Source organism: Caulobacter sp. GW821-FHT09H08 (genome assembly GCF_059415885.1).
On record NZ_JBWKOC010000003.1, the window covers coordinates 205,638 to 224,526 of the forward strand.

The 18,889-nt window shown below is 68.8% G+C and carries 18 protein-coding genes and 1 pseudogene; 10 read left to right on the forward strand and 9 right to left on the reverse strand.

Annotated features, from left to right (window positions below):
* Positions 1-67: 67 nt before the first annotated feature.
* Entirely contained in the window at positions 68-1,450 is a 1,383-nt protein-coding gene (locus AC07NN_RS10750; protein ID WP_494640513.1) for an aminotransferase-like domain-containing protein, read from the forward strand.
* A 7-nt stretch (positions 1,451-1,457) separates the two neighbouring features.
* Here AC07NN_RS10750 and AC07NN_RS10755 read toward each other — a convergent pair whose 3' ends face one another.
* From AC07NN_RS10755 to AC07NN_RS10765, 3 genes are read right to left on the reverse strand one after another with little or no spacing between them, the layout of a single operon-like run.
* Entirely contained in the window at positions 1,458-2,225 is a 768-nt protein-coding gene (locus AC07NN_RS10755; RefSeq protein WP_494640515.1) for a DUF3108 domain-containing protein, read from the reverse strand.
* Positions 2,226-2,283: 58 nt separating this feature from the next.
* On the reverse strand, positions 2,284-2,817 hold the full coding sequence (locus AC07NN_RS10760; protein WP_494640517.1) for an AAA family ATPase: 534 nt from the start codon (positions 2,815-2,817) through the stop codon (positions 2,284-2,286).
* Between the two features lie 45 nt (positions 2,818-2,862).
* A complete protein-coding gene (locus AC07NN_RS10765) occupies positions 2,863-3,390 on the reverse strand; it encodes a GNAT family N-acetyltransferase (RefSeq protein WP_494640519.1) in 528 nt (175 codons plus the stop codon).
* 151 nt (positions 3,391-3,541) lie between these two features.
* On the opposite strand from AC07NN_RS10765, the gene AC07NN_RS10770 reads away from it, so the two are divergent.
* Entirely contained in the window at positions 3,542-4,072 is a 531-nt protein-coding gene (locus AC07NN_RS10770; RefSeq protein ID WP_494640521.1) for a methyltransferase domain-containing protein, read from the forward strand.
* Here AC07NN_RS10770 and AC07NN_RS10775 read toward each other — a convergent pair.
* Positions 4,069-5,283: a YihY/virulence factor BrkB family protein gene (locus AC07NN_RS10775; RefSeq protein WP_494640523.1), complete on the reverse strand. Its 1,215-nt coding sequence runs from the start codon at positions 5,281-5,283 to the stop codon at positions 4,069-4,071. The two genes, AC07NN_RS10770 and AC07NN_RS10775, sit on opposite strands and share 4 nt — an antisense overlap.
* Positions 5,284-5,375: 92 nt before the next feature.
* On the opposite strand from AC07NN_RS10775, the gene AC07NN_RS10780 reads away from it, so the two are divergent.
* Positions 5,376-6,137 (forward strand): MOSC domain-containing protein, encoded by a 762-nt coding sequence (locus tag AC07NN_RS10780; protein WP_494641860.1) that lies wholly within the window; start codon positions 5,376-5,378, stop codon positions 6,135-6,137.
* Here the strand turns inward: AC07NN_RS10780 and AC07NN_RS10785 are convergent, their stop codons facing one another.
* Together AC07NN_RS10785 and AC07NN_RS10790 are read right to left on the reverse strand one after the other, a co-directional pair.
* Positions 6,138-6,428, reverse strand: coding sequence for a type II toxin-antitoxin system RelE/ParE family toxin (locus AC07NN_RS10785; RefSeq protein ID WP_494640525.1), 291 nt, complete (start codon positions 6,426-6,428; stop codon positions 6,138-6,140). It lies immediately after the preceding gene.
* Positions 6,425-6,691: a type II toxin-antitoxin system ParD family antitoxin gene (locus AC07NN_RS10790; protein ID WP_494640527.1), complete on the reverse strand. Its 267-nt coding sequence runs from the start codon at positions 6,689-6,691 to the stop codon at positions 6,425-6,427. Before AC07NN_RS10790 ends, AC07NN_RS10785 begins: the two co-directional genes overlap by 4 nt.
* Positions 6,692-6,763: 72 nt before the next feature.
* Here AC07NN_RS10790 and prmC point away from each other — a divergent pair, with 72 nt between their 5' ends.
* The 4 genes and pseudogenes from prmC to AC07NN_RS10810 all read left to right on the forward strand — a co-directional run bounded on the left by prmC (position 6,764) and on the right by AC07NN_RS10810 (position 9,978).
* On the forward strand, positions 6,764-7,633 hold the full coding sequence (gene prmC, locus AC07NN_RS10795; RefSeq protein ID WP_494640529.1) for a peptide chain release factor N(5)-glutamine methyltransferase: 870 nt from the start codon (positions 6,764-6,766) through the stop codon (positions 7,631-7,633).
* 37 nt (positions 7,634-7,670) lie between these two features.
* A pseudogene (locus tag AC07NN_RS10800) lies at positions 7,671-7,868 on the forward strand (hypothetical protein); the annotation flags it as partial.
* Between the two features lie 4 nt (positions 7,869-7,872).
* On the forward strand, positions 7,873-9,063 hold the full coding sequence (locus AC07NN_RS10805; RefSeq protein ID WP_494640531.1) for a DUF4167 domain-containing protein: 1,191 nt from the start codon (positions 7,873-7,875) through the stop codon (positions 9,061-9,063).
* A 102-nt stretch (positions 9,064-9,165) separates the two neighbouring features.
* Positions 9,166-9,978 carry a sialate O-acetylesterase gene (locus AC07NN_RS10810; RefSeq protein WP_494640533.1) on the forward strand — a complete coding sequence of 271 codons (813 nt, stop codon included), beginning with the start codon at positions 9,166-9,168 and terminating at the stop codon, positions 9,976-9,978.
* A gap of 21 nt (positions 9,979-9,999) precedes the next feature.
* Here the strand turns inward: AC07NN_RS10810 and AC07NN_RS10815 are convergent, their stop codons facing one another.
* Complete coding sequence (locus AC07NN_RS10815; RefSeq protein WP_494640535.1) at positions 10,000-13,410, reverse strand: ABC transporter permease/M1 family aminopeptidase; 3,411 nt, start codon at positions 13,408-13,410, stop codon at positions 10,000-10,002.
* 67 nt (positions 13,411-13,477) lie between these two features.
* Positions 13,478-13,990, reverse strand: a complete 513-nt coding sequence (locus AC07NN_RS10820) for a hypothetical protein (RefSeq protein WP_494640537.1) — start codon at positions 13,988-13,990, stop codon at positions 13,478-13,480.
* Between the two features lie 196 nt (positions 13,991-14,186).
* On the opposite strand from AC07NN_RS10820, the gene AC07NN_RS10825 reads away from it, so the two are divergent.
* From AC07NN_RS10825 to AC07NN_RS10835, 3 genes are all read left to right on the forward strand, one after another.
* Entirely contained in the window at positions 14,187-14,954 is a 768-nt protein-coding gene (locus tag AC07NN_RS10825; RefSeq protein WP_494641865.1) for a M48 family metallopeptidase, read from the forward strand.
* 104 nt (positions 14,955-15,058) lie between these two features.
* Positions 15,059-17,638 (forward strand): ATP-dependent chaperone ClpB, encoded by a 2,580-nt coding sequence (clpB, locus tag AC07NN_RS10830; protein WP_494640539.1) that lies wholly within the window; start codon positions 15,059-15,061, stop codon positions 17,636-17,638.
* A 221-nt stretch (positions 17,639-17,859) separates the two neighbouring features.
* Positions 17,860-18,192: a hypothetical protein gene (locus AC07NN_RS10835; RefSeq protein WP_492085788.1), complete on the forward strand. Its 333-nt coding sequence runs from the start codon at positions 17,860-17,862 to the stop codon at positions 18,190-18,192.
* A 3-nt stretch (positions 18,193-18,195) separates the two neighbouring features.
* On the opposite strand, the gene AC07NN_RS10840 is transcribed toward AC07NN_RS10835, so the two are convergent.
* Positions 18,196-18,786 carry a TetR/AcrR family transcriptional regulator gene (locus tag AC07NN_RS10840; protein ID WP_494640541.1) on the reverse strand — a complete coding sequence of 197 codons (591 nt, stop codon included), beginning with the start codon at positions 18,784-18,786 and terminating at the stop codon, positions 18,196-18,198.
* Positions 18,787-18,889 lie beyond the last annotated feature (103 nt).

Below are 18,889 nucleotides of genomic sequence, written 5' to 3' on the forward strand. Positions count from 1 at the left end.
CGTGATGATTTCCATTGTATCGTGAGTCAAATTGCATATTGTAATGATGACAATATAGGAGACATCCGTGGCCCCGGCCTGGACGCCCAGCATCCCCGATGGCGAGGCGCCGCTGTACGAGCGGTTGACGGCGGTGCTGCGCGCCGACATCGCCTCGGGTCGGCTGGCCGCCGGCGTCCGCCTGCCGCCGCAGCGGGACCTGGCCTATCGCCTGGGCGTGGGCCTGGGCACCGTCACCCGCGCCTATGTCGAGGCCGAGAAGGCGGGGCTGGTCAGCGCCCATGTCGGCCGCGGCAGCTTCGTCAACGCTCCGACCGAGCATCGCCCCTATGAGCGCGAAGGCCCGATCAACCTGGCCCAGAACATCGCCACGGCCGCACCCGCCGCCTCGCGCCTGACCGAGGCCCTGGCGCGCCTGCGCAAGCGGCCCGACCTGCTGGAGCACCTGGCCTATGCGCCGCCGGCTGGGCACGAGGTCCAGCGCCGGGCCGGAGCCGCCTGGCTGGCGCGGACCAGCAGCTACGAGGACATCGACTGGCGGCGGCTGATCTGCTGCGCCGGCGCCCAGCAGGGCCTGGCCCTGGCGATCGGCTCGGTCGCGCGGGCCGGCGACACGGTGCTGTGCGAGGCCTCGACCTATAACGGCGTCAAGGCGCTGGCGGCCCACAACGGCCTGCGGCTGAAGGGCGTGGCCATGGACGGGGAGGGGCTGGACCCCGACGCGCTGGAGGCCGCGATCAAGGCGACCGGCGCGAAGGTGCTGTCGACCATCCCGACCCTGCAGAACCCGACCGGGAGGATCATGAGCGTCTCGCGCCGCCGGGCGATCGCCGCCCTGGCCCGCAAGTACGACCTGACCATCGTCGAGGACGACATCTACGGCATCTACGCCCCCGACGCGCCGCCGCCGTTCGCCCTGCTGGCGCCGGAGCGGACCTTCCACGTCTCGGGCGTGTCGAAGATCCTGGGACCGGGCCTGCGGGCGGGCTTCCTGGTCGCGCCCGACGCCCAGGCCTTCGAGCGCGTGCTGGATGCGGTGCGGGCCCTGACCTACGCCCCGCCCGGCTTCGGCGGGCTGGTGGCGACCCAGTGGATCGAGGACGGCTCGGCCGACGCCATCGCCGACGAAGTGCGCCAAGAGGCCGCCGTGCGTCTGTCCATGGCGCGCGAGATCCTGGGCGAGGCGATCGAGACGCCGCGCTCCGACCAGGCGCCTCACGTCTGGCTGCCGATGGGTGAGCTGGCCGCCGAGCGCCTGGCCGGCCGCGCCCTGCGGGGCGGCGCCGAGGTCACCCCGCCCGATGCCCCCGTGGTCGAGCCCGGCCTGGAGAGCGGCGTCCGGATCTGCCTGGGCGCGGCCGTCGACCGGGAGTCGCTGCGACGCGGCCTGGAGATCGTGGCCGGCGCCCTGTCCAGCGAGGTCGGCGAGCGCTCGCGGGCGGTGATCTAGCGGCGGCCTACCAGATCAGCGTCTTCACCCAGGTCGAGCCGTCCGGCGCGGGCGAGACGACCTTCAGCACCACCTGGCTGTCCTTGGCCAGGTAGAAGGTCGCCGGCTTGGATTCGGGGTGGTTATAGTCGGTCGTCACGACCCAGCAGTCGACCTTGTGGCCCGCCGAGCTGGTCAGGACTTCCGAGCCCGCCACCTTGAACACATAGGGCGCGGGCGCGCCGCCGCCGGGATGGTGGAAGACGATCTGGGCCTCGTAGCCCTTGGCCAGCGGCAGGGCCTGCAGGAACTCCATATCCGTCTCGAAGTTGAAGGTCGGCTGCGGCGCGGCGACGTCGTAGGCGGCCTGGGCGTTGCCCTCCAGGTCCTTGAGGCCGACCACGCGGTCCGGCTGAAACGCGAAGCCCTCGACCTTGGTCTGGCCGTCCTTGGTGGTGCGGCGGATGTGGGTGAAAGGGCGGAACGTGCCCAGCTCGAACCAGCTGTCCAGTTGCCGGACCGTCCCCGGCGTCGCGCCGTCCCAGTGCTGAACGATATGCAGCCGCTTCACGCCGGCCTTGTCGGGCTCGATGCGGATTTCGCGGGTCCAGACGTCCATCGGCTGGACGGTGTCGCCGACCTGCTTGTAGCGGAGGTAGCGGTGGGTGGCCGGCTTGATCTTGTCGAAGCGAGCCAGCGGCTGGCCGACCGGCACAGGCGTGAGCGCCGCCTGCGCTGACGCGGTGACGGTGATGGCGAGCGCGAGGCCGAGGGCTGCACGGGAGGTAAGCGACATGGGAAGCCCCTGAACAGAGAACGCCGGCATGTGAAGGCAGTCAGGTCCGACGAGCCACTTAAGCTTCGGTAATGCGCGCCAGCACCGTCTTCACGCGCTCGGCGACCGGACCCGCTTCCACCGCGACGAGATCGAACCCCAGTTCGCGATAGGCGTCCTCATGCACGCGTTCGAAGACCTGGGCGTCCTCCAGGCTGATCCGCCGTGCGGCTGTTGGCGTGATGAAGCCCAGGCCACGCACCAGGAACACCCGGCGCTGATAGACCTCCTGGGCCGTGATCCGGTCGAGCTCGACCAGCAGCAGCGGCGAGACCGGATGACCCAGGAAACGCGCCAGGGCCAGCGCGCAGACCGGCGAACGGTCGAAGAGGATCGGATTGCCGACCGCCTGCGCCTCGCGCTGTCTCTGCAGGGCGACGATCGCGTCGATGAAGCCGGGATCGGTCCACGGCTCGGTCGCGCCCTGTCCTTGCGCCAAGGCGATGACGTCCGTCGCGGCCTCCTCGACCACGGCGTATCCGGCGCGTTCGAGGGCGCGCAGCAGCACGGTTTTCCCGGCGCCCGGAGCGCCGGTCAGGATGTAGCGATGCATGGGGGATCTCCGCCGAGGTCGGCGTATCCCCAAGCCATAGCGCCTCTAGAGCGCCTTTTCCATGATCACGAACTGCAGGTCGTCGCGCTGGGGCTCGCCGAAGCGTTCGTCGCCATAGGGGAAGGGCTGGGTCTCGCCGGTCAGGCGGTAGCCGCGGCGTTCGTACCAGGCGATCAGGGTGTCGCGGACCGAGATGACGGTCATCCGCATCGCCTTGCCGCCCCGGGCCTTGGCATAGGCCTCACAGGTCTCCAGCAGGGCGCGGCCCAGGCCGCCGTCCTGGCGGAGAGGCGAGACGGTGATCATGCCGGCGTACCAGATATCGTCCGCTTGCGGTTCGACCCAGGCGCAGGCGTGGGGCTTGTCCCAATTCTCGTCCCGGAAGGTCAGGATGGTCGAGCCGGGCTTGGCCTCGAGGTCGGCGCGCAGGGTCGCCTCGTCGGTGCGCTGGCCGCCCAGCAGGTAGCTCTCGCTGGTCCAGCCCTGGGTCGCCAGCTCGCCGCGATAGGCCGAGTTCACCAGCTCGGCGATGTCGGCCAGTTCGTGATCCTTGTAGAGCGTCAGCAGCGGCATCAGCGGTCCCCCAAAAGCGTGCGAGGGCGGAAGCTAGGTACTGCCCAGGGGCGCAACAAGCCGATTCCGCCGGTCAAGCCGAACAATAACTTCCGCAGAATCGCGTAGCGTGCGGCGCGAAGCCCACGCCAGGGGCGACGGGGGACAGGTCATGCCGGAACTTCTGATCGGTTGCGGCAATCGTCGCGACAAGCGCGTGGGCGATACCAGCAACTGGGAGTGGAAGGATCTCACCACCCTGGACATCGATCCCGACGCCGGGGCCGACGTCATCCATGACCTCAACGACCTGCCCTATCCGTTCGCGGACGACCAGTTCGACGAGATCCACGCCTACGAGGTGCTGGAGCATGTGGGCCGGCAGGGCGACTGGCGGTTCTTCTTCGCGCAGTTCAGCGAGTTCTGGCGCATCCTCAAGCCGGGCGGCCTGCTGTGCGCCACCTGTCCGTCGGCGAGCTCGCGCTGGGCGTGGGGCGATCCGGGCCACACCCGGGTGCTCCAGCCCGAGACCCTGATCTTCCTGCAGCAGCCGCAGTACGCCCAGGCCGGCGTGACCTCGATCACCGATTACAGGGCGGTGTACCAGGCCGACTACGACCTGGCCTTCACCGAGGACGATGGCGAGAGCTTCAAGTTCGCGCTCCGGGCCATCAAGCCGTCGCGGATCCAGCCGAAGGCCTAGCGGCCGCGCACCCGCTTCCAGGCGCCGCCGGTGATGCGACGCACCGTGCCGGCCTCGCGCTTGATCATCTCCCAGGGATGGAAGGCCAGGCCCACCGTGTCGGCCATGGCCGCGCCGCGCGCGCCCATCGGGCGCTCCGGCCCGGTGGTGGAGTCGACGGCGGTCTGGTGCTCGATCTCGGCGTTCAGCTCGGCCCCGACCAGGATGGCCATGATCGAGAACCACACCCAGACCATGAAGGCGATAACCGCGCCCAGCGGCCCGTAGGTGGCGTCGTAGTGGGCGATGCGGTTGACATAGACCGAGAAGCCCAGCGAGCCGGCCAGCCATCCCGCCGAGGCCGCCGCCGCGCCGATCCACACCCAGCGCCACCGCGCCTGGGCCCGGCTGGGGGCGAAGCGATAGAGCACGGCGAAGGCGATGGCGGTCATGGCCAGCACGATCAGCCAGCGGATCGGCGCCCAGATGGCGTCCAGCGCCGAGAGGTGGGCGGCCTCCAGCAGGATCGGCGTCAGGATCAGCACGCCCGAGGCCGCCGCCGCATAGACCAGGGCGCAGAGAGTGAAGAGGTAGCTGAGCAGGGTGCGCGGCACGAGGTGACGCTTCTCGTCCTCGTCATAGGCGATGTTCAGCCCGTCGAAGAGCGCTCGCATGCTGGCGTTGGCGCTCCAGATCGACAGCAGCAGGCTGAAGGCGAAGGCTACGCCCAGTTTGGTCTGGCCTTGGCTGGCCAGGCGCAGCATCTGCTCGCCGACGATCTGGACCACGCTGGCGGGGAAGACGCCGCGCATGCTGCGCAGCTGCTCCTCCACCGTCCGCACGTCGGCGAACAGGCCGTACATCGACACGAAGGCGCCGATGGCCGGGAACAGGGCCAGCAGGGTGTAGAAGGTCACGCCGCCGGCGACGGCCGGCAGGCGGTCGACACTGATCTCGCGCCAGGTGCGCCAGAGGATGTCGCGCCAGCCCAGGAGGGGGATCGCGCCCGGATGGTGGGCGGCCCGGCCCCGGCGCGGCTCGGCCTGGTCGAAGTCGGCCGGCGGCATGGCGCGGTCTTCCGACAGGCCGGGCGGATCGACGATCGGTTCTTCGGGCGACGGCTTCTTGGGCAGCACGAAGGGCGCGGCCGCCAGCAGCACGATCCAGGGCGCCAGGTGATACGGACGCGACTTCAACCAACTCAGGATCGGACGCGGCGAAGCGTCGGTCATGATACGCCCTCCAACCCACCAGAACCCCGAGCGGCGAGTCCTGTTCCGTCAAAGCCTTGCCATTGGCCGAGTCGGACCCGATCTTCCGCCGCATGGACGCCCGGATCGCTTCGATTTACCGCCACCCCGTGAAGGGCTTCACGCCCGAGCGGATCGCCTCGGCCACGCTGGAGGCGGGGGCGTGCTTTCCCTGCGACCGGCTCTATGCGGTCGAGGATGGGCCCAGCGGTTTCGATCCCGCCGAGCCGGTCCACATCTCGAAAATGAAGTTCACCGTGCTGGCCAAGATCCCGGCCGTCGCCAAGGCTCGCACGGCCTATGACGAGGCGACCGGGGTGTTCAGCGCCAAGGCCGAGGGGCGGGCGGACTTCGCCGGCGACCTGCGGACGGATACGGGGCGGACGGGTTTCGAAACCTGGCTGGCCGATCTTTTGGGCGAGGATATTCAGGGTCCGCTGAAGGTGGTCGAAGGCCCCGGCGCCTACCGGTTCATGGACAGCCGCTCGGGCTATGTCTCGATCGTCAACCTGGCCAGCGTGCGCGACCTGGGCCAGAAGATCGGCCGCGACCTCGACCCGCTGCGCTTCCGGGCCAATCTCTATGTCGAGGGTTGGCCGGCCTGGGCCGAGAACGAGCTCACCGGCAAGACCCTGACCGTCGGCGGCGCGACCGCCGAGGTCCTCAAGCCCATCGTCCGCTGCGCCGCGACCCACGTCGATCCGACCACGGCCGAGCGCGACGTGGAGCTGGTGAAGGCCCTGTTCGACAACTACGGCCACATGTTGTGTGGGATCTACCTGAACGTGACGGTGGGCGGCGCGGTCGGCGAGGGAGATGTGGTGGCGGTGAGTTGATCAGCTCAGGCGAGATTTCGCGTCCATGCTCTGATGGAGAATGCGGACGATCTCTGTGCCCCGGTCTATGCGATAGAAAATGACGTGTGATCCTACGGCGCGCCGGCGATAGTCCTCGCCCAGCGTTTCGTCGGTCCAACCTGAGTCCGGACGCTCGGCGATCATCTCGACGGTGGACTGGATGTTCCGGAGATAGGCCTCGGCACGGGCATCGCCCCATTTGCCGCGCGAATAGTTCCAGATCTCAATGAGATCGAGTCTGGCGAGAGACGAGAGGCGGTAAGCCTTCATTCTTCGTGGAAGCCGTGTTGGCGGGACTCCCGAAGCCTTTCTTCGATGAAGGCGTCAAAGTCGAAGTCTTCGATGAAGCCGCTCTCCTCACCTGCCTTAAGAGCCGCCCGCAAGGCGGCAATTTTGGCCTCATGGCTTTCCAAGAGGCGAAGCCCGGCTCGCACGACCTCGCTGGCCGAGCCGTATCGCCCATCGGCGACTTGCTCCTCGATGAAAGCCTGGAAGTGATCGCCTAGGCTCACGGAGGTATTCTTGCTGGCCATGCGAGCATGATACCAAAAACTGGTACCTCATTCAATCTCGCCTCCGCCCACCCAAAGCGCTAAACCCCGCCCATGACCCTGACCCTCGTCAAAGCCTGGACCGCCGCCAAGGATCGTCTGAAGGACGCCGGCATCGATCAGCCGTCGATCGACGCGCGCCTGATGCTGGAGGTGGCCGCCAATGTCAGTCGCACCGAGATCGTCACCGATCCCTATCGCGAGCTGACGGCCGAGCAGGAGGCCACGCTGGAGGACTACCTCTCGCGTCGCGCTCGCCGGGAGCCGGTCAGCCACATCATCGGCCGCAAGGGCTTCTGGAAGATCCTGCTGCAGGTGAACAAGAACGTCCTGACGCCCCGTCCCGAGACCGAGGTCATCGTCGACGAGGTGCTGAAGGCCTTCCCCGAGAACATGGGCTTCTCGATGCTGGACCTGGGGGTAGGCTCGGGCACCATCCTGCTGGCGGTGCTGGCCGAGCGTCCGGCCGCCAAGGGCCTGGGGATCGACGCTTCGGCCGAGGCCCTGGCCGTGGCCAAGGACAACGCCGCGAGCCTCGACCTGAACAACCGCGCGGCGTTCCTGCACGGCGACTGGACCGCTGGCCTGGGCGACGAGAGCTTCGACCTGGTGGTCTCCAACCCGCCCTACATCCCGACGGCGGTCATCGATACTTTGGAGCCCGAGGTTCGCGACCACGAGCCGCGCCTGGCCCTGGACGGCGGGGCCGACGGCCTGGACGCCTATCGCCTGCTAGCCCCGGAGATCCTGCGCGTGCTGAAGCCGGCCGGGATGTTCGCGGTCGAGATCGGCTACGACCAGTCCAAGGACGTCGAGGCGCTGTTCCGCGAGGCGGGCGCCCAGCAGGTCAGGACGATCAAGGATCTGTCGACGCACGACCGTGTTGTCACGGGGGTGAAAAATCCCTTGGAAACCGGGGCGTGAACCGTTAGACGAGTCATGTCCCCTTCCAGATCGCCAGGTGACGGGAAAAGCAGGCATCGCTGATGCTTGCGAGGCTCCCCTGGCAGGCGCGCCCGGTCCGCCGGTCGCCGCGCCCGAAAACAGGGCGGGGGCTCTACGGAAACCAGTGTCTCTGAAACCCAAGGGTTCGACCCGCTCAGAGACCAGCAAGGCCGGATGCGCCAGCGCAAGACTGACCTCCGGACAGGTTCAGAGAGACCATGAGAGATTTCAAAGGCATGAAGCGCCAGCGCGGCCGCAACAATCGCGGTGGCAGCGGCGGCAAGCCTCAACAGCATAACGCAAACCGCGCGTTCGATTCGAACGGCCCCGAGGGCGTGAAGGTCCGCGGCGCGGCCCAGAGCGTCTATGAAAAGTACCAGCAGTTGGCCCGCGACGCCTCGTCGTCCGGCGACCGCGTGCTGGCCGAAAACTACCTGCAGCACGCCGAGCACTATTTCCGCGTCCTGCGCGCCATCCAGCCGAATCGTCCGGTGTCGGACATCGTCGGCAAGGACGTCTACGCCGCCTACGAGATCGACTTCGAGGCCGAGCCGCCGGAAGAGCCCGAGGTCGTCGAGACCCAGGCCCAGGCCGAGGGCCAGGGCGAAGGCGGTGAGGGCGGTGAAGGCGGCGAGCAACGCCGCGACCGTTTCGAAGGCCGTGATCGGGACCGCAACCGCGATCGTGACCGCAACTTCGACAACCGCGAAGGCCGCGACCGGGATCGCAACCGCGATGACCGTCCGCGCGACGACCGTCCTCGCGACAACCGCGACGGCGAAGGCCGCCGCGACCGTTGGCGCGACCGCGACGACCGTGACCGTAACCGGGACGACCGTCCTCGTGATGATCGCCCGCGCGATGATCGGCCCCGCGATGACCGTCCCCGGGATGATCGTCCTCGCGACGACCGCCCGCGTGACGACCGTCCCCGTGAAGACCGCTTCCGCGATCGTGACGACCGCCCCCGTGACGATCGTCCGCGCGACGACCGTCCCCGGGAAGATCGTCCGGCCGCCGCCGAGGGCGAAGGCCAGCCGCAAGGCGGCGAGGGCGAGGGCCGTGAAGGCCGTCGCCGTCGCGACCGCAACCGTGACCGGGACTGGCAGCCGCGCGACCGCGATCCGCTGGCCGTGGTCGAACCGGAAGCCTCGCCGCTGACGGCTCAAGCGCCGGCCGAGAGCTCGCCGGTGCTGCGTGGCCAGGATGGCGCGATCAGTGACGCTCCGGCGTTCCTGGGTCGCAAGACCGAGCGCGCGCCCAAGGCCGCCGCTCCGGTCGCCGAGACGCCCGCCGCGCCGGAAGCCGAGGGTGGCGAGGAAGTGAAGAAGCCCCGTCGTCGCCGCGCCCCGCGCAGCTTCGAAGCGGGCGAAGGCGCTCCGGCCAGCTCGGAACCCGAAGAGGCCTGATCCTTCGATCCTCGACAAATGCGAAAGGGAGCCGTGAAAGCGGCTCCCTTTTTCGTTGCGCCATGAGCGACTAGAACCAACGTGGTTCGGGAGGGTTGGTCCGTGCGCGCCGCAAGCTTCGTCTCATGCCTGACCCTGGCGGGGCTCGCCGCGAGCCCCGCCTTCGCCGCGCGTAAGCCTGACGTCTATCTGCTGGCCGGACAGTCCAACATGTCCGGGCGCGGTCTCGTCGAGGACCTGACCCCGCAAGAACGGCTCGCCGATCCGGCCATCCAGCTCTACGGCAACGACGAGAAGCTCCGGCCGGCCCTGGACCCGCTGGACGATGCGACCGGTCAGGTCGACGCCGTGTCGAGCGACGTCACCATCGCCGCCGTCGGGCCGGGGCTGTTCTTCGCCCGCGCCCTGCGCGCCCAGCGCCACAAGCCGATCCTGCTGGTCCCCTGCGCCAAGGGCGGCTCCTCGATCGGCCAGTGGAAGCCGGGCGGCGGTCGCGACACCCTCTACGGCTCGTGCCTGGCGCGGGCCACGGCGGTGGGCAAGGTGAAGGGGATCCTCTGGTACCAGGGCGAGACAGACGCCGGCCGCGAAGGCTCAGCGGAGACTTGGAAGACGTCGTTCGAGACCCTGGCCGCGAGATGGCGCCAGGACCTGCGGGCCAAGCGCCTGCCCGTCGTCATCGTCCAACTGGCTGACATGCCCTCGCCGGCGATCAGCGCGCCCAAGACCTATCCGTCGTGGGCGGCGATCCAGGCGGTCCAGGCCGGACCGCTGCCGGACTGCGTGACCATGGTCCCTGCGGGCGGGTTGCCGTTGAAGCCCGACGACCTTCACCTGACCACGGCGGGGCAGCGGGTCGTGGGCGCGAGGCTGGCCGAGGCCATGGACGGTCTGCGCCGCAAGGGATGCCGCTGAACCGACCGTCGCGCCGCGCGCCTATCGACGCCCGTCAGCCCGGGCGGGTGGTCCAGGAGGGCGCTTGAGAGGCTTGCCCGGGATGTTCATGACGAAGCGCAGGGTTGGCTTCCCGCCGGGCGGCGAGAGGTCCTCGGGGTAGGCGAACGAGTTCATGATCAGCGGCGGGTTCTTCCCCGTCAGGTACATGTCCAGCAGCTTGCGGTCGGCCGGTTCGGCGTTGGCCTGCAGCGTCCGCAGCAGGTCCAGGCTGGTGGGGTAGGGCGCGCCGCGATAGGCGTACTGCCCCAGGAAATCGCGCAGCCCGTTGTGCAGCGCCGCCTCGCCCATGGAGCTGCGGAAGAGCAGGAACACCAGTTGGGCCTTCTGGTAGGCGACGTAGTTCTGCCCCTCGACACGGGCCAGGGTCGGCTCGACCTCGCGCCGCTCACCGCGCAGCTTGCGATAGGTGTCCCCGGCGACCCTGACGCCCTTGTCGGCCATGACCGCGCCCTGCAGGCGGTTCTGGGCCATGGCGGCGCTGTAGTCGGCCAGGCCTTCGCTGAGCAGCCGCGCGCCCTTGGCGTCGGCGCCGATCACCTGGTGGGCCCACCACTGGTGCGCCAGCTCGTGCAGGGTGACGTCGGTGACGTAGTCCCAGGTCTTCGGGCTCCGCATGTCGGTCACGAAGCCCGCGTTCTCCGAGAACGGGATCGTACCCGCGAAGGCCTGGGCGTAGTCGCCATAGGCTGGGAACTCGACGATGCGCAGATAGTCGAACTGATAGGGTCCGAACTCTCGCTCGTAGACGCCGAGGCCGCTCTTCAGGGCCGCGATCATCCGGTCGATGTTCACCGCGTGCGAGGGGTGGTGGTAGATCTCGATCTCGACATTGCCCCGCCGCGCCTTGCGGATGGCGTAGCGCGCCGACTGGATCGAATAGGCGCCCAGGATCGGGCGGTTCGAGACGAAGCGGGCGGTGCGCCGGTCGCCTTCGACGCGGTCGGAAACCCGACGGCCCGGCGCGACCGGCGTCTGGTCGGCGTCCGTGACCACGGTGATGTCGCTGTCGGCCCAATCGGCGTGGACGTAGTTCACCTGGCGGGCGCGCGGATCGGACGGATCCAAGGCTGGGCGCTCGGGCGGCAGCTTCTGGCGGCGGCGGGCGTCGGCGTCGGTCAGGAAGACGTCGTTGCGCACGCCCACCGACGGCAGAAACTCCAGGCTGGAGACGAAGGTCCCGTTCTCGACGATGCGGGTATAGCCGCCGCTCGTCCCGAAGCCGCGCGGCGCGATCCGGCTGGCGAAGCGCAGCGTCCGTCGCTCGCCCGGGGCCATCGGCCGCTGGAAGGCGAAGCGGGCGACGTCGCCCTGCCGGCCCGTCTCGCGGGCGCCGTCCAGGATCAGGCGGCGATGGTCGGCGGGCAGCTGGAAGTGGGCCGCGCGCAGCGGGGCGCCGGTGCGGTTCTCCAGGACATAGGTCCCGGTCGCCTCCAGCGCGTGGCGACGAGGGAAGAGTTCGACCTTCACGGTCACCGCTGTCAGGGTCGGTTCGGGCGCGCCGATCAGGCCGGCGACGGCCCGTTCGTGCTCGGCCCGCAGCCGCTCCATCTTCGGCTTGGGCAGATATTCGTTCCAGACATTGGTGTTCAGGAAGATGAAGCCGCCCAGGCCCAGGGCGCCGGCCAACAGGCCGCCGGCGACGATCGCTGGAGCGCCCTTCAGCCGTCGGCGCGCGGTCGTCCAGGCGGCATGACGCGGCGCCGGCTTGCCGCGTGGCCAGAACAGCCAGGCGACCAGGAGCAGGAGCCCGGTCCAGCAGGTCCAGTAGGCCGCCAGCCAGGCCTGGGCGTGCATGCCGTCGCCGGCCGGGTTCATCTCGGACAGCTGCTCGTTGGGGACGCTCAGGAAATCGAGCAGCGGGTGACTGACCCCGAAGGCGCTGGTGGTGGCGCTGGCGGCCAGATAGAGCGCGGTCACGCCCCAAGCGAAGTAGCGGTTCGGCGAGAGGGCCGCCACGGCGACGGAGAGCGCCGCGATGATCAGCAGCGGCCACAGCACCGGCGCGACGATCAGGCGCCAGTAGAGGTCCGGTCGTCCGTCCGCATAGCCCCGCGCCCATTGCACGCCGATGGTCATCAGGACGCACAGCAGCGCGACGAGGCCGATCAGGGCGCTGAGGGCCACGAGCTTGCTCGTCAACAGCACGCCATCGGGAACGGGCGCGGCGTCGACCATCTCCGAGGCGCCGTGATCGCGATCGCGCCAGACGGTGTCGCCGGCGTAGAACAGACCGACGATCACGCCCAGGACGGTGATCCAGGACTGGACGTTCTGGGCCAGGACCCGGGTGGCGGGCAGGCTGGGCGTGCCGGCGACGCTGTTGGCGCTCCACAGGGTCATCACCATCAGCGCCCCGCAGATGACCAGCAGGAACACCGTCGAGGGGCGCAGGATCAGCCGCCGCAGCTCCCAGCGGATGCGCAGGATCAACTGGGCCAGCAGGGTGGGCGCGGCGAAGGTCTGGCGGGTGCGAGGCCAATCCCCCGGCGGCGGGAGGGATGCGGCGCTGGCCGGCGTGCGGCGCAGGCGGGCGGCGTCCTCGCGTCGCTCGAAGAACAGGGCCAGCACCACCATGACGCCCGAGACGATCAGGCCGACCAGGCGGTTCAGCAGCAGGAGCCCCGGCATGATCACCGCGACCTGGGCCCGCCGGTCGGGGTCGACCTCCATCATGTCGAAGAGATGGGCGGCCACGCCGAAGGGCTCGCTCACCGCCAGAACGATGGCGACCACCGGCGGCATCTTCAGGATGAACTTCGCGCCCAGCACGGTGGACAGGATCAGGCCGATGACCAGGGCGTAGACCGCCGGGGCGGATCGCAGGCCGGTCGCGGCCGAGAAGCAGAGCGAGGTCAGCACCGCCACGGTCGGCGCGGCGACCAGCGCGACGATCAGCAGAGCCTGGGGAATGTTCAACGGCCCCACCGCCGCCTTGTCCGTCCACGGCGCATAGGCGCCGAGCACCAGGCCCAGGCAGGCCAGCAAAAAGCCGCCGATCGCGGCCAGCTGGACGCCGGCCAGCCGTCCCAGCAGGGTCTCGACCCGGCGTACGGGCGTGGCGCGCAGGATGCTCTCGAAACCGCTCTGGGCGTCGCGCAGCGCCGCGTCGCTGGCTAGGGCCACGATCACGAACAGGTAGAAGACGCTGAGGAGGATCACGCCCTTGGCCAGTTCGCTCGGTGCGTTCCGCGCCAGGACCGGCGATCCGAGAATGCCGTCGGCCGAGACCAGCGCCACGGCGAAGGCGAAGAACAGCAGGGTGGTGATCCAGTAGCGAGCCTGGCGGACCTGCCGGCCGATCTCGAAACCGGCGATGGCGCCCATCAGCTTCAGCCGCGACGCCATGTGGCCGGCCTTGCCCGGCAGGTCGGAAAGATCGATACGCCCCACGCTCGCAACCTAAGGGCGCGGCGCGTGGGGAGCAACCGTGCTCGTCGAAGTCCGCTATCGACAGACGCTAGGCGCCGCAGGCGCTCGACTGTTTGGTGAAGGTCTGCTTGTCGCCCAACCGCCAAGTCGAGCCGTCTCGGCTCATCTCGTAGGTCGCCTCGAAATGGCAAGCGTCCAGGCGGGCGAAGGTGATGCGCTCGAGAGCGAACGTCGCGCGCAGCGCCGGATCGCTTTCGAACATCAATCGATCCTCTCGCCAACCGGCGCCGCGCATCAGGCGGCCACCGCCCCGGTTCGGCGTCAGCAGCAGCAATGTCTGCCCGGTGGCGGCGTCGACCGACATCAGCCCGGCATAGGCGAAGGTGGCCGGCGGCGCCTCCTCGTGCCGAACATCCAGCACCTTGCCGCCCAGAATGGGTTGGAAATGGAAACGCGACTCCAGCGGCTTGCCGTTCGCGAAGGCGCCGCGCCCGTTCCAGTCGCCCGCGAAATAGCTGGTGATCGCGGTGGGCAGGTCCGTCGGTGCGGGGGGTGGCGTTTCGGCGATCGCCGCCGCGAGGACCAGGGACATCAGGAGCATCGGATCCTCGGGGAAGCCTGTTTGTCCAAGCCTGGCCGTTCAGCCCGGGTCATGACAGTCCGAGGAGACGAACCCGGGCAATGGCGCGACGAGGCGAATGACAAATAGGTAAGGCCAAGCTCCACAGGTTGCGTCCGCCCCGCCCGCCGTCGATAAGCGTGTGTCGATCTCGAAACACTGTTCGCCGAGCCCCATGATCGCCCTGCGCCGCCTCACGCTTCCGCTCCTGCTCGCCGCCGCCAGCGCGTTGGGCGGCTGCGCCTACAATGCCGATCTCGGTCGCGACCAGCTGCTGATCGTCAATGACGACAACCTGGCCGCCCAGGGCGAGAAGGCCTGGGCCGATACGCTGCGGACCAGCTACATCTCCAAGGAGCCGCGCAAGAACGCCCGGGTGCAGGCCGTGGGCCAGCGGGTGATCGCGGCGGCGGGCCTGTCGGGCCGTCCCTGGGACTACGCCGTCTTCCTCGACGAGGCTCCGAACGCCTTCGTGCTGCCGGGGGGGCACGTCGGGGTGACGGTGGGCCTGCTGACCATGGTCGAGAACGACGACCAACTGGCCGCCGTCATCGGCCACGAGGCCGGCCACGTGGTGGCCCACCACGCCGCCGAACGGGCCTCGCAGGAGACGACCTCGAAGATCCTGCTGGGCATCGCCAACGCGGCGGCGGGGTCCACGGATTTCGGCAAGCTGCTCAAGGACCACGGCAAGGACGCCGCCAAGTTCGGCGTGCTGCTGCCGTTCTCGCGCAAGCAGGAGCTGGAGGCCGACCGCCTGGGCGTCGACTTCATGCAACGCGCCGGCTACCAGCCGCGCGAGGCCGTGTCCCTGTGGCGCAACATGCAGGCCGCGGACGGCGGCCAAGGGGGCAAGTCTTCCAGCAGCGACATGAGCTCGACCCACCCGTCGGACGCGGTGCGGATTCAGGAGTTGGAACGATATCTCGTCAGCAAGGGCTGGTGAGACTTGTGTGGCTAGAGGGCCACACCTAAATGCCCCATCGGGACCAGCCGTGCTCATGAGAGGCGGCAGGTCCAGATCCGCCTAGGAAGGGGACACCAGACCTTATGAATATCGACCTCTATTCGGACCGCGCCAAGCAGGCGGTCCAGTCGGCCCAGAGCCTGGCGCTCGCTCGTGGCCACCAGCAGTTCGCGCCCGAACACATCCTGAAGGTCCTGCTCGAGGAGAAGGACGGCCTGAGCCGCGCCCTGATCCAGAGCGCTGGCGGCCGCGCCGACAAGCTGGACGGCGGCGTCGAGACCCTGCTGACCAAGACCCCACGCGTCGACGGCGCCGGCGGCCAGCTCTACATGAAGCCCGACACGGCCCGCGTCTTCGCCGAAGCCGAGAAGTCCGCCAAGGCGGCAGGCGACGCCTTCGTCACGACCGAGCGCCTGCTCATCGCCATCGCCAAGGAAGGCGGCGAGACCGCCAAGCTGTTCAAGGAAGCCGGCGTCACGCCCAAGGCCCTGGAAGCCGCGGCCGACGCTATCCGCAAGGGCCGCACCGCCGACAGCGCCAACGCCGAGGAAGGCTATGAAGCCCTCAAGCGCTACGCCCGCGACCTGACCCAGGCGGCCCGCGACGGCAAGCTCGACCCCGTGATCGGCCGCGACGAGGAGATCCGTCGCACGATCCAGGTCCTGTCGCGCCGCACCAAGAACAATCCCGTCCTGATCGGCGAGCCCGGCGTCGGCAAGACCGCCATCGTCGAGGGCCTGGCCCTGCGCATCGTCAACGGCGACGTGCCCGAAAGCCTGAAGGACAAGAAGCTGCTGTCGCTGGACATGGGCAGCCTGATCGCCGGCGCGAAATACCGCGGCGAGTTCGAGGAGCGCCTGAAGGCCGTTCTGGCCGAGACCACGGCGGCCGAAGGCTCGATCATCCTGTTCATCGACGAGATGCACACGCTGGTGGGCGCCGGTAAGTCGGACGGGGCGATGGACGCCTCCAACCTGCTCAAGCCCGCCCTGGCGCGCGGCGAGTTGCACTGCGTCGGCGCCACCACGCTGGACGAGTACCGCAAGCACGTCGAGAAGGACGCGGCCCTGGCCCGTCGCTTCCAGCCCGTGTTCGTCGGCGAGCCCACGGTCGAGGACACCGTCTCGATCCTGCGCGGCCTGAAGGAGAAGTACGAGGTCCACCACGGGGTGCGCATTTCGGACTCGGCCCTGGTCGCGGCCGCCACGCTCAGCAACCGCTACATCGCCGACCGCTTCCTGCCGGACAAGGCGATCGACCTGATGGACGAGGCGTCCAGCCGCGTGCGCATGGCGATCGACAGCAAGCCCGAAGAGCTGGACGAGATCGACCGCCGCCTGGTGCAGTTGAAGATCGAGCGCGAGGCCCTCTCCAAGGAAACCGACGCCGCGTCCAAGCACCGCCTGGAGAACCTGGAGGTCGAAATCGACGACCTGCAGTTCCGCAGCGACGAGATGACCGCGCGCTGGAAGGCCGAGAAGGAGAAGGTCGGCGGCGCCGCGCAGGCGCGTGAAGCCCTCGACCGCCTGCGCGCCGATCTCGCCACCGCCCAGCGCGCCGGCGACTTCGCCCGCGCCGGCCAGATCCAGTACGGCGAGATCCCGGCGCTCGAAAAGCGCCTGGCCGACGCCGAGGAAGGCGAGGGCGAGGCCCTGACGCCGGAAGTCGTCGACGCCGAGCAGATCGCCGCCGTGGTCAGCCGCTGGACCGGGGTTCCGGTCGAGAAGATGCTGGAAGGCGAGCGCGAGAAGCTGCTGCAGATGGAGAACGAGCTGCGCGGTCGCGTGGTCGGCCAGGACGAGGCGCTGACCGCCGTGTCCGACGCCGTCCGCCGCGCGCGGGCCGGCCTGCACGACCCGACCAAGCCGATCGGCTCTTTCCTGTTCCTGGGCCCGACGGGCGTGGGCAAGACCGAGCTGACCAAGAGCCTGGCCGAGTTCCTGTTCGCCGACGAGCACGCCATCACCCGGATGGACATGTCCGAATATATGGAAAAGCATTCGGTCAGCCGCCTGATCGGCGCGCCTCCCGGCTATGTCGGCTACGACGAGGGCGGGGCGCTGACCGAGGCCGTCCGCCGGCGTCCGTACCAGGTCGTGCTGTTCGACGAGATCGAGAAGGCCCACCCGGACGTCTTCAACGTGCTGCTGCAGGTGCTGGACGATGGTCGCCTGACCGATGGCCAGGGCCGCACGGTCGACTTCCGCAACACGCTGATCATCATGACCAGCAACCTCGGCGCCGAATTCCTGGCCAACCAGGAAGAAGGCGATGACGTTGAGGCTGTCCGGCCGATGGTGATGAACATGGTGCGCGGCCACTTCCGCCCCGAGTTCCTCAACCGGATCGACGAGATCATCCTCTTCAAGCGCCTGTCGCGCGCGCACATGGGCGATATCGTTCGCATCCAGCTGCAACGTGTCGAGAAGCTGCTGACCGACCGTCGCATGACGTTGTCGATCGACGCCGAGGCCCTGAACTGGATCGCCGACAAGGGCTACGACCCGGTTTACGGCGCGCGCCCCTTGAAGCGGGTGATCCAGAAGGAACTGATCGACCCGATCGCCCGCAAGCTGCTGGCCGGCGAGATCGAGGACGGCGGGGTGATCGCCGTCGGGGTCGAGAATGGTCTGTTGTCGTTCGGAAAAGCGACGCTGCAGTAGAACCTCATCCCTCTCCCCTTGTGGGAGAGGGTGGCCACCGAAGGTGGTCGGGTGAGGGGTTGAAGATGATATCCGCCGCGATTGGCCTTTCGGCTGGTCGCGGCGGTTTTCGTTTGTACGACCCCTCATCCGTCGCCTGGGGCGACACCTTCTCCCGCAAGGGGAGAAGGGGCGTACAGGGCGGCCCTTTTTCTTGGGGCCACATCGGGTTATTCCCTCGCATGGCCAAAACCACCAAGCTCACCGTCGAGTTCGACATCGATATCGATGGCGCCCCCTATGTCTGGCGCCTGCACCGCCTGCCGCAGTGGAACTACGACCCGTCGGAGCGCCACGGCAAGGTGATCGCCGCGCGTCACAAGGAAGGCCAGCGCGAGGCGCTGATCGAATTCCCGCCCGGCCCCAAGCCCAAATTCAGCGCCCCGCCGCTGAAGCCCTCGCAGATCCCTGTCCGCATCGTCGCCAAGGCCATCGCCTCGGCCATCGAAGCCGGCTGGGAGCCGCTGTCGCGCGGCAAGCCGGTGGTGATCTACGTGGACGAGGAAGGGGCGTAGGGGCTACCGCGCCCGCAGCCCCGCCATCATCACGCTCAGCAGCCGCCGCGCGCTGAGCTCCCAGCCGGGCTGTTCGTAGCCCTGGCTCATCCCGCTCATCATTCGCATCACGTCCTCGAAGCCGATGTCGGGGCGAATGTCGCCTGACGCATTGGCGGCTTCGGTCAGGCGGCGCAGCGCCTCCACCACCGGCGCGCCCGAGGCGGCGTAGATCTTCGAGCCCTCGCCCGGATCGGCGCGCAGGGCCGGCGCGATGACGCGCTTGGTGGCCATGTAGTCGATCAGCAGGTTCAGCCAGGCCTCCAGGGCGTCGCCCGCCGAGCGTTCGGCCAGCAGGGTCTCAGCCGAGGCGGTCAGTTGCTCGACCTCGCGCGCATAGACCGCCGCCAGCAGGGCGTCGCGGGTGGGGAAGTGGCGGTAAAGCGTGCCGATGCCGACGCCGGCGCGGCGGGCGATGTCCTCCAGCGGCGCCTCGGCCCCCGTTTCCGCGAATGCGGCCTTGGCCGCCGTCAGCAGCAGTTCGCGATTGCGCAGGCTGTCGGCGCGCGGCTTGCGGGCGGCCTTTTCCAGGGGGATCGCGGAATCTTCGGGCATGGCTCTTGAAAAACGGAGGGTTCCTCCGAATATGTATCCGGAGCCTTCCTCCATTTAATCCCTCGGAGGGGCCAAGACAACAATCCTCCCCCAAGGAACGAGA